This is a genomic window from Streptomyces sp. NPDC015345, assembly GCF_043078805.1.
In the GTDB taxonomy this organism is placed as follows: Bacteria; Actinomycetota; Actinomycetes; order Streptomycetales; family Streptomycetaceae; genus Streptomyces.
In genome coordinates, this window is sequence record NZ_JBIBTX010000002.1 from 921793 (window position 1) to 932259 (window position 10467).

The 10467-nt window shown below is 71.6% G+C and carries 7 protein-coding genes; 3 read left to right on the forward strand and 4 right to left on the reverse strand.

Going from position 1 to position 10467, the window contains the following annotated elements; genetic code table 11:
- The first annotated feature begins 123 nt into the window (after positions 1-123).
- Positions 124-2295 carry an RNA polymerase recycling motor ATPase HelR gene (helR, locus tag ACF062_RS10410; RefSeq protein WP_392137330.1) on the forward strand — a complete coding sequence of 724 codons (2172 nt, stop codon included), beginning with the start codon at positions 124-126 and terminating at the stop codon, positions 2293-2295.
- A 20-nt stretch (positions 2296-2315) separates the two neighbouring features.
- On the opposite strand, the gene ACF062_RS10415 is transcribed toward helR, so the two are convergent.
- The 4 genes from ACF062_RS10415 to ACF062_RS10430 are packed head-to-tail and all read right to left on the reverse strand — an operon-like array spanning position 2316 to position 6587.
- Positions 2316-3347, reverse strand: a complete 1032-nt coding sequence (locus tag ACF062_RS10415) for a LacI family DNA-binding transcriptional regulator (RefSeq protein ID WP_392137331.1) — start codon at positions 3345-3347, stop codon at positions 2316-2318.
- On the reverse strand, positions 3344-4279 hold the full coding sequence (locus ACF062_RS10420) for a carbohydrate ABC transporter permease (protein WP_392137332.1): 936 nt from the start codon (positions 4277-4279) through the stop codon (positions 3344-3346). The genes ACF062_RS10415 and ACF062_RS10420 overlap by 4 nt, the downstream gene beginning before the upstream one ends.
- Positions 4276-5208 carry a carbohydrate ABC transporter permease gene (locus ACF062_RS10425; protein ID WP_392137333.1) on the reverse strand — a complete coding sequence of 311 codons (933 nt, stop codon included), beginning with the start codon at positions 5206-5208 and terminating at the stop codon, positions 4276-4278. Before ACF062_RS10425 ends, ACF062_RS10420 begins: the two co-directional genes overlap by 4 nt.
- Positions 5209-5267: 59 nt before the next feature.
- Positions 5268-6587, reverse strand: a complete 1320-nt coding sequence (locus ACF062_RS10430) for an ABC transporter substrate-binding protein (protein WP_392137334.1) — start codon at positions 6585-6587, stop codon at positions 5268-5270.
- A gap of 205 nt (positions 6588-6792) precedes the next feature.
- On the opposite strand from ACF062_RS10430, the gene ACF062_RS10435 reads away from it, so the two are divergent.
- Complete coding sequence (locus ACF062_RS10435) at positions 6793-8817, forward strand: beta-galactosidase (RefSeq protein ID WP_392137335.1); 2025 nt, start codon at positions 6793-6795, stop codon at positions 8815-8817.
- Positions 8818-8891: 74 nt separating this feature from the next.
- On the forward strand, positions 8892-10451 hold the full coding sequence (locus ACF062_RS10440) for an arabinogalactan endo-beta-1,4-galactanase (RefSeq protein ID WP_392137336.1): 1560 nt from the start codon (positions 8892-8894) through the stop codon (positions 10449-10451).
- Positions 10452-10467: the final 16 nt, after the last annotated feature.

Consider the following 10467-nt stretch of genomic DNA (forward strand, 5'->3'; position numbering starts at 1 on the left):
AGGGGGGCTTGCGGCAAGGCCCCCGTGGTACGGCAAGATCCCGGGTCTCAAGCCAAGGACCTGCGAAAACGGGAGAACCACATAGTGCGCTTGCCGACCGATGCCGTGCCCTCTGCGAACTCAGTGACCTCTGCTACCTGTGCGACCTCTGGGATTACCAGCGCGTTCGACCTCCCCGGCCGCCTCGCCCCGAAGGCCGACCCCGCGCTGATCGCCGGCGACGAGCGGCACTTCGCCGTCATCGCGACGAGCCTGGAGGAGACGATCAGAGAGCTGTCCGACCGCCTCGAAGCCACGCGCAGAGCGCCCGGCGGCATCGGCCGCGAGGCCATGGACCGGGACCTGGAGATCCACCGGCTCACCGGCCGCCTGCGCACCCTGCGCCGCTTCGGTCTCGACCTGTGCCTCGGCCGCGTCGTCGGCACGGACAGCGCCGAGCCCGTGTACATCGGACGGCTCGGCCTCACCGACAGCGAAGGCCGTCGCCTGCTGGTCGACTGGCGTTCGCCCGCCGCCGAGCCGTTCTTCGCGGCCACCCACGCCCACCCCATGGGGCTCGCGAGCCGCCGCCGGTACCGCTGGACCGGCGGCAGGATCAGCGACTACTGGGACGAGGTGTTCACCGCCGAGGGGCTCGAAGGACACGCCGCGCTCGACGACCAGTCAGCGTTCGTCGCCGGTCTCGGCGGCCACCGCTCGGCCCGGATGCGGGACGTGCTCTCCACCATCCAGGCCGACCAGGACGCCATCATCCGGGCGGGTTCGCGGGGCGCCCTCGTCGTCGACGGCGGCCCGGGCACCGGCAAGACCGTCGTCGCCCTGCACCGCGCCGCCCACCTCCTCTACGCCGACCCCCGCCTCGGACACCGCCGCGGCGGCGTGCTGTTCGTCGGCCCGAGCCGTCCCTACCTCGCCTACGTCTCCGACGTCCTGCCCAGCCTCGGCGAGGAGGGCGTACAGACCTGCGTCCTGCGTGACCTGGTCACCGAAGGCGCCACGGCCGAGGTCGAGAGCGACCCGCACGTCGCCCGGCTGAAGGCGTCCGCGGACATGGTGCGGGCCATCGAACCGGCCGTCGCCCTCTACGAGGAGCCGCCCACCGAGGGAATGACGGTCTCCAGCCACTGGTCCGACATCTGGCTCAGCGCCGACGACTGGGCGGCGGCGTTCGACGCCGTCGAACCGGGCACCCCGCACAACGAGGCACGCGACCAGATCCGGGAGGAGCTGCTCACCATCCTCATGGACAAGGACGACAGCGACGCCCCGCCCCACCTGCTGCGCAGATCACTCCTCCAGGACCGCGAACTGACCCGCACCCTCAACCGCGCGTGGCCGATGCTGGAGGCGAGCGATCTCGTCGGCGACCTGTGGTCCGTACCGGCCTACCTGCGCAAGTGCGCCCCCTGGCTCGGCGTCGACGACGTCCGCAGGCTCCAGCGCGCGGACGCCCAGGCCTGGACCGTCTCCGACCTGCCGCTCCTGGACGCCGCACGGCAGCGGCTCGGCGACCCCGAGGCGTCGGCGCGGGGGCAGCGGCGGGAAGCCGCCGTCGCCGCCGAGCGGGCCCGCCGGGCCGACGCCATGGACAGCCTGCTCCAGAACGTCGAGATCGACGAGAGCGAGGGCGCGCTCGGCATGCTCCACGGACGGGACCTCCAGGACAGCCTCATCGACGAGAGCGCGCTGCCCACCGCCGAACCGGACCTGCTCGCCGGTCCCTTCGCGCACATCATCGTCGACGAGGCGCAGGAACTCACCGACGCCGAATGGCAGATGCTGCTCCAGCGCTGCCCGTCCAGGAGCTTCACCATCGTCGGCGACCGCGCCCAGGCCCGGCACGGCTTCACGGAGTCTTGGCGGGAACGGCTGGAGCGGGCGGGGCTCGACCAGATCGAGACGGCCTCGCTGAGCATCAACTACCGGACCCCGGAGGAGATCATGGCCGAGGCCGCACCGGCGATCCGGGCCGCGCTGCCGGACGCGAACGTGCCGACCTCCGTCCGCAGCACCGGTGTTCCGGTCGTCCACGGATCCACCGCCGACCTGGAGGAGACCCTCGACACCTGGCTCGCCGCGCACGGCGACGGGGTCGCCTGTGTCATCGGTGACCCCGCCTTCCGGGACACGCCCCGCGTGCGGTCCCTGACCCCGGAGCTGTCCAAGGGGCTCGAATTCGACCTGGTCGTCCTCGTCGACCCGCAGGCGTTCGGGGAGGGGATCGAGGGAGCGGTCGACCGCTATGTCGCGATGACCCGGGCGACCCAGCGGCTCGTCGTCCTCACGAGCCCCTGAGCGCCGGCCCCGTCCATGGCTCAGGCCGAACCGCGCCGCACCAGCTCCGTCGGCAGGATCACCGCCGCCGGGTCCTCGCCGCCGATCTGGGCGAGGAGCACCCGTACCATCTCCGAGCTGATGCGGTCCCAGGGCTGGCGGATCGTCGTCAGCTCGGGGTGCGCGCCGAGCGCGGCCGAGGAGTCGTCGAAGCCGCCGACCGCGATGTCCTCGGGGACCCGCCGCCCGGCCCGCTGGAGCGCCGCTACCGCGCCCTGCGCCATCAGGTCCGAGGCGACGAACAAGGCGTCCATGTCCGGTACGCGGCCGAGGAGTTCGGCGGCGCCCGCCTCACCGCTGGCCCGGCTGTAGTCACCGGACACCACGAGCCGGTCGTCGGCCGCCACGCCTGCCTCGGCGAGCACCTCCCGGTAGCCGGCGAGGCGTTCGGTGCCGCCCGGGGTGTCCAGCGGGCCGGTGACCATGCCGACCGTGCGGCGCCCGAGCGAGAGCAGATGACGGACCATGTCGCGCGCGCCGTCCCGGTCGTCGGCGGCGACGTACGCCACTTTCGACGCCTGCCCGAGCGGCTTCCCGCATGCCACCAGGGGCACGCCCGCCTCGCGCAGCCGGGCCGCGAGCGGGTCGCCCGAGTGGCTGGAGACGAGCAGGACACCGTCCACGTGCCCGGCGGTGATGTAGCGCGTGATGCGCCGCCGCTCGTCCTCCGTGCCCGCGATCATCAGGAGCAGCGGGATGTCGTGGGCGGCGAGGGCCTGCGTGCAGCCGCGCAGCAGGACGTTGAAGTTCGGGTCCTCGAAGAAGCGCTCCTGCGGCTCGGTGAGCAGGAAACCGACCGAGTCCGAGCGGCCCGTGATGAGGGAGCGGGCATGGCGGTTGACGACGTAACCCGTCCTGCGGATCGCGGAGTTCACCGCCTCCTGCGCGGAAGGGCTCACGTAGTGGCCGCCGTTGAGCACCCGCGAGACGGTGCCGCGCGAGACGCCCGCCTCGCGCGCCACGTCATGGATGGTCGGCGCCTTGCGGCGCTGCTCCGGCTTGCTCATGGTCATGACTTTACGGCGCCCGACAGCAGGTCGAGGCTCCAGAAGCGCTGGACCACCAGGAACAGGGCGATCAGCGGGATCACGGCGAGCAGGGCGCCGGTGACGACGAGGGTGTAGAGCGCCGGGGTGTTGGAGCCCTGTTCGAGGAGCGTGAACAGGCCGAGCGTGATGGGGAACTTCTCGTCGTCGCTGAGCATGATGTAGGGCAGCAGGAAGTTGTTCCAGACGGCGACGAACTGGAACAGGAACACCGTCACCAGGCCCGGCACCATCATCGGCAGCGCGATCCGCGTGAAGATCCGCCACTCGCCCGCCCCGTCCATGCGCCCGGCCTCGACCACGTCGCCGGGCACGGCGGCGGTGGCGTAGATCCGGGCGAGGTAGACCCCGTACGGGGAGAGGACCAGCGGCAGCAGGACGGACGCGTAGGAGTCGGTGAGGTCCGCCTTGGCCAGCAGCAGGTACTGGGGGACGGCCAGGATGACGGGCGGCATGAGGACACCGGCGAGCAGGATGTTGAAGATGCTCTCGCGGCCGCGGAAGCGGTAGGTCGCGAGGGCGTAGCCGCCGAGGGCGGAGACGGCGGTGGAGAGCAGGGCGCCGACGCCCGCGTAGAGGGCGGAGTTGGCCATCCACTGCCAGTACACGCCGTCGCGGTAGGCGCTGAGGTCGGCGAGGTTCTCGGTGAAGCCGGTGCCGGGCAGGAACGTGAAGGTGGAGAACAGCTCGCTGCCCGACTTGGTCGAGGCGATCACCACCCAGGCGACGGGCAGCAGACAGTACAGGGCGCCGAGCAGCAGCGCGGCGGTCGGGACGAGGGCGACGCGGCGGGGCGGGGGCGGGCCCTGGGCGGTCCCCGGGGTGGTGCCCGCGGCCGGCGCGGGCTTACGGCTCTCGCGGCGCCCGCGGTCCTTGTCGTCCAGCACAAGAGAACTCATCGCGCTTCCCCCTGCTGTCGGGTGTGCTTCGTACGGGAGTTGGCGGCGCGCAGGAAACCGAAGGACACGACGAGCGTGACGACGGCGATGAGCACCGCGGTGGCCGCCGCGGAGTGGATGTCACCCTTGCCGAAGGCGTCCTGGTACACCTTCATCAGCGGACTCCACGTCGTGGGCACGGAGTTGGTGAGCGGTTTGAGCGTCGTCGGCTCGCTGAACACCTGGAGCGTCGCGATGATCGAGAAGAAGAAGGTGAGCACCAGCGACGGGGCCACCATCGGGATCTTGATGCGGAGCGCGATCTGGAGCGGCGAGCAGCCGTCCAGCTTCGCCGCCTCGAACACCTCGGCCGGGATGGCCCGCAGCGAGGTGTAGATGACGATCATGTTGAAGCCGGTGCCACCCCAGACCGCGATGTTGGAGAGCGCGAGGTAGAGCGGCCCGCCGTCGAGCAGGTCCGGCTGCGGCAGCCCCAGCCTGTCGAGGACGAAGTAGAAGGGGCTGACGTCCGGCAGATACAGGAACCCCCAGAGCAGTGCGGCGACGACGCCCGGCACGGCGTACGGCAGGAAGATCGCGAGCCGGGTGAAGGACGTGAGCCGCACCCGCTCGCTGTCCAGCATCAGCGCGAAGAGCAGCGCGAGGCCGAGCATCACGGGGATGACGATCGCGCCGTAGCCGAGCACGCGCAGCGCGCCGTGCAGCAGCTCGGAGTCGGTGAGCGCGGCGGTGTAGTTCTCCACGCCCGCCCACACCTCGCGCCGCGCGTCCTTGCCGAGGCCGAGGCCGGACACCTCGACCTTGTGGAGGCTGAGCCAGAGCGCGTAGCCGATGGGCAGGGCGAAGAAGAGGGCGAAGAGCAGGGCGGCGGGGAGCAGGAAGCCGTAGGGGGCGGCCTTGAGGCCGTAGGAGCCGCGGCGGGGCGTCACGTCGTACGACTTCCGTCGCGTCGGCGCCCCTCGTGCCGGCCTCTGTTGCGTCGGGGATGTCACCGCGCGACCTCGAAGCCCTGCTTCTTCAGGTCCGCGACCGTCTCGTCGTGCATGGTCTTCAGGGCGGCGCCGAAGTCCGACTTGTTCTTTGCGGCGGAGCCGAAGGCGTCCTTGAAGGTGGTGTAGGCGACGTTCACGTTCGGGCCCCAGGCGCCGGGGGCCGTGGTCTTCGCGATGGCGGCGGCCCGGGTGTAGAAGTCGGGCTGGTTCGTGAAATAGGCCGGGGCCTCGGCGAGCGCGCCGCCGGTCTGCGCCTCGGCGGCGGCGGGGTAGATGCCGCCCTCCTTCACGAGCGCGGCGAGCGCCTTCGGGTCGGTGTTCAGCCAGGCGGCGAACTTCGCGGCGGCCTCCTTGTGCTCGGAGTCCGTGGTGACGGCGGTGGAGGAGCCGCCCCAACTGCCGGTCACGGCCTTGCCGGGCTCCCACTGGGGGAGCGGGGCCATCGCCCACTTGCCCTTGGTGTCGGGCGCGGCGGTGGTGAGGGTGCCGGGCGCCCAGACGGCGCTGACCCAGGCGATCTGCTTGCCGGTGTTGAGCGCCTTGTTCCAGGAGGGCGTGTACATCGGCTGGTTGTCGATGGCGCCCTCCTTCACGAGGCCGCCCCAGAAGTCGGCGACCTTGCGCGTCGCCGGGTCGTCGATGCCGACCTTCCACCGCTCGCCCTCGGTGGTCCACCACTTGGCGCCGGCCTGCTGGGCGAGGCCCGCGAAGAGGCCCGAATCGTTGGCGGAGAAGGTGGTGAGGTCCTTGTCCGGGGCCTTCTTCTTCAGCGCGCGGGCGGTCTGTGCGAACTCCTCCCACGTCCTTGGGACCTTGAGGCCGTACCTCTTGAAGAGGTCGGCGCGGTAGTAGAACATCATCGGCCCGGCGTCCTGCGGCACCGCGTACACGGCGTCCGTGCCGAGGGTGGTCTGCTGCCAGATGCCCCGCGCGAACTTCGCCCGCACGCCCTCGACCTGCCCCGATATGTCGGCGAGCGCGTCATTGCTGACGAGGGTGGGGAGGGCCTGGTACTCGGCCTGCACCAGGTCGGGCGCCTTGTGCGCCTTGTGCGCCGTGAGGATCTTGGTGACCAGGGTGTCGCCGGACGCCTGCTTCTTGACCGTGACCTTGATCCGGTCCTTCTTGCCAGGGCCGTCGTTCCAGAGGTCGACGACCTTGTCCATGCCGGGCGCCCACGCCCAGTACGTCAGTGAGACCGGGCCGCTCGACCCGGTCCCGGCGTCGTCGTCCGATCCGCAGGCGGTGAGCGTGGTGGCGCCGAGCGTGACGGCGACGGCGGCCGCGGCGAAGCGGCGTGGCGTGTTCTGCGGCATGGATCCTTCTCCCTTGAGCCGGCCCCCGCCTGTCGCGAGCGCCTGCCATGCGTCTTGGGCGGGCCGTGCGGCCTTCTGTGAGCGTTCACAGTAGAGAAACATCCAGGACACTTGTCAATGGTTGTTGCTGTGCGGTTATGTGGGGTCGACGCCGCCTGCGGCGTGTGTGCACGTTCCCAAATGATCGAATTCTCGGGAGAGATCCATGCCGGACCAAGCCCCCAAGGGCCTCACCCGCCTCGCGTTCGGCGGGGACTACAACCCCGAGCAGTGGCCGGAATCCGTCTGGCGCGAGGACGTCACGCTGATGCGCGACGCGGGCGTCACCATGGTCAGCGTCGGGATCTTCTCCTGGGCGCTGCTCGAACCGGCCCCCGGCGCCCACGACTTCGGATGGCTCGACCGCCTCCTCGACCTGCTGCACGAACACGGCGTCCGCGCCGACCTCGGCACCCCCACGGTCGCACCGCCCGCCTGGTTCTACCGCGAGCACCCCGACGCACTGCCCGTCACCGCCGAAGGCGCGCGGTATGAGTTCGGCTCACGCGGCGCCATCTGCCACAGCCACCCCGCCTACCGCGCGGCCGCCGCGGACATCACCACCCGCCTCGCCGCCCGCTACGCCGACCACCCCGCCCTCGCCCTGTGGCACGTGCACAACGAATACGGCGTCCCCGTCTCCGCCTGCTACTGCGACACCTGCGCCGCCCACTTCCGGCGCTGGCTTGAGACCACGTACGAGACGGTCGAAGCCGTCAACGAGGCCTGGGGGACGGCTTTTTGGGGGCAGCGGTACGCGGACTTCGCGCAGATCAACCCGCCGCGTGTGACGCCGACCGTCGGCAACCCCGCCCAGGCCCTCGACTACCGGCGCTTCGCCGACGCGACGATGCGGGAGAACTTCGTCCGCGAACGCGACATCCTGCACCGCCTCGCGCCCGGCATCCCCGTCACCACCAACTTCATGACGGCCCTCAGCCAGTGCGACTCCATCGACTACTGGGCCTGGGGCCGCGAGGTCGACCTGGTCTCCAACGACCACTACCTCATCACCGACGGACGCCGCACCCACGTCAACCTCGCCATGGCCGCCGACCTGACCCGCTCCGTGGCGGGCGGCGCGCCCTGGCTGCTGATGGAGCACGCCGCCGGCGGCGTCAACTGGCAGCCCCGCAACCCCGCGAAGGCGCCCGGGGAGATGGCCCGCAACTCGCTGGGCCATGTGGCGCGCGGCTCCGAGGGAGCCATGTTCTTCCAGTGGCGGCAGTCCCGGCGCGGCGCGGAGAAGTTCCACTCGGCGATGCTGCCGCACGCGGGCACGGACTCGCGGCTGTGGCGGGAAGTGGTCCGGCTCGGTTCCGACATCGACGCCCTGGGCGAGCTGCGCGGCACCCGCACCGTCGCCGACGTCGCCATGCTCTGGGACTGGCACTCCTGGTGGGCGCAGACCCTGGAGTGGCGGCCCAGCGAGGACCACGACGCCCGCGAGCGCGCCGACAGCTTCTACGAAGCGCTCTACGACCGGCACCTCACCGTCGACTTCGCCCACCCCGAAGCCGACCTGTCGTCCTACCCCCTGGTCGTCGTGCCCGCCCTGTACCTCGCCACCGAGGCCACCGCGCGGAACCTGCGGGCCTACGTCGAGGGCGGCGGCACGCTCGTCGTCTCCTACTTCTCCGGCATCGTCGACCAGCACGACGCCGTGCACCCCGGCCCCTACCCGGGCGCCCTGCGGGACGTCCTCGGCCTGACCGTCGAGGAGTTCTCGCCGCTGCTCCAGGGGCAGCGGACGCGGATCACCGGGCCCGACGGCGCGGAGCTCTCGGGCGACGTGTGGAGCGAGATCGTGGTGCCGCGCGGGGCCGAGACGGTGTGGACGTACGCCGACGGGCTCGCCGCCGGACAGCCCGCCGTCACCCGGCACCGGCTGGGCGGCGGCACCGCGTGGTACGTCTCCACGCGGCTCACGGCGCACGGCCTGGACGCGATCCTCGCCGCCGCCTGCGCGGACGCCGGGGTCGAGCCGCGGCCCGAACTCCCGCGTGACGTCGAGGTGGTGACCCGCGCCGGTGAGAGCGGGACGTACCTCTTCGCGATCAACCACACCGGTGACGAGGCGAAGGTGCCGCTGGCCGGGTCCGGCGGCGAACTGCTCACGGGGGAACGTGTCGCGGGGCGGCTCGGCGTGCCCGCGGGGGCCGTGCGGGTCGTGCGGCTGGATGAGGACTGATGGTGCACCGCCTTCCCCCGTCAATTCAACGCCAACCCATTCCCAAGTACCGCGAAGTCGAAGGGACGTCGACGATGCACGGCGACAACGGAACACGCGCCACCGGCACGACCCGCAGAGCCGTCCTGGCGGCAGCCCTCGCGGGCGGCGCCGTCCTCGCGCTGCCCGCCCCGGGCGCCCGAGCCGCGAGCACCCTCGTGGGCGGTGGCTTCGAGAGCGGCCTCACGGGCTGGTCCGGCCACGGCACCACCGGCGCCGCGTTCACCGAGGCGGGCGGCCGCAGCGGGGGCCTGCGGCTCTCCCACTGGGCGTCATCGGCGTATCAGGTCGAGACGTACCAGTATCTCACCGGCCTCACGGACGGCACGTACACGCTGACGGCCTGGGTCCGCTCCAGCGGCGGCCAGAACGCCGCCTACATCGCGCTCAAGAGCGGGAGCGCCGAGCAGCGCACCGACCTGCCGCCCACCCCGAACGGCGCGTGGCTCCGCCTCGTCACGTCGGTGCGGGTCACCGGCGGCGCGTGCACCGTCCGGCTCGTCTCCGACGCGCACGCGGGCCAGTGGGCCAACTTCGACGACGTCACGTTCACCCCGGGGTCGACGGGCCTGGCCGTCAAGGGCGGTGACGTCTCCACGCTCGCCAAGAACGAGGCGCACGGGGCGACGTACCGCTACGCCGACGGCGCGAGCGGCGACGCGCTGGCGATCCTGGGCTCGGCGGGCATGAACTACGCCCGGTTGAAGGTGTGGGTGAACCCCGCCGACGGCTACAACGACAAGGCGAAGGTCCTCGCCACGGCCAAGCGGGCCAAGGCGCGCGGAATGAAGCTGCTCGTGGACTTCCACTACTCCGACAGCTGGGCGGACCCCGGCAAGCAGAACAAGCCCGCGGCCTGGGCCACGCACGGCTACAGCCAGTTGACGAAGGATGTGTACGACCACACGTACGACGTCCTGAACGCCCTGAAGGCGCAGGGCACCACCGCCGACATGGCGCAGATCGGCAATGAGCTCAACGGGGGCATGCTCTGGCCCGAGGGTTCGACCGACGACTGGGACCGCCTCGCCGGACTGCTGAAGTCCGGGGCCCAGGCAGCCAAGGCGGTGTCCTCGGGCACCCGGGTCGCCCTGCACCTCGCGGAGGGCGGCGACAGCGCGGGCACCCGCTGGTGGTTCGACCAGGCGGTCTCCCGCGGCGTGCCCTTCGACGTCATCGCCCTGTCGTACTACGGCTACTGGCACGGCCCGCTCAGCGGGCTCCAGGCCAACCTCGACGACGTGGCGGCCCGTTACCGCAGGCCCGTCCTGGTCGTCGAGACGGCCTACGCCCACACGCTGGCCAATGGCGACGACCTGGAGAACAACGTCGCCCGCGCCGATCAGCTCGCCGCGGGTTACCCCGCCACCCCCGCCGGGCAGGCCGCGAACCTGCGGGACGTCATGAACGTCGTGGAGGCCGTCCCCGGCGGCCGTGGGCTCGGCGTCGTGTACTGGGAACCGGCCTGGACGGCGGTCGAGGGCAGTGGCTGGGACCCCGCCGACCCGTCGTCGGGGAACGCGTGGGAGAACCAGGCGCTGTTCGGCTACGACCGCCGACTCCTGCCCGCCGCCCGGTGGTTCGCTCATCGCTGAGTTCCAGAAGGTTCTG

Bases quoted from the DNA above. Each gene is read 5' to 3' on its own strand.
- ACF062_RS10415 (WP_392137331.1), bottom strand. From the start codon at position 3,347: ATGACCATGAGCAAGCCGGAGCAGCGCCGCAAGGCGCCGACCATCCAT.
- ACF062_RS10420 (WP_392137332.1), bottom strand. From the start codon at position 4,279: ATGAGTTCTCTTGTGCTGGACGACAAGGACCGCGGGCGCCGCGAGAGC.
- ACF062_RS10430 (WP_392137334.1), bottom strand. From the start codon at position 6,587: ATGCCGCAGAACACGCCACGCCGCTTCGCCGCGGCCGCCGTCGCCGTC.
- ACF062_RS10435 (WP_392137335.1), top strand. From the start codon at position 6,793: ATGCCGGACCAAGCCCCCAAGGGCCTCACCCGCCTCGCGTTCGGCGGG.
- ACF062_RS10440 (WP_392137336.1), top strand. From the start codon at position 8,892: ATGCACGGCGACAACGGAACACGCGCCACCGGCACGACCCGCAGAGCC.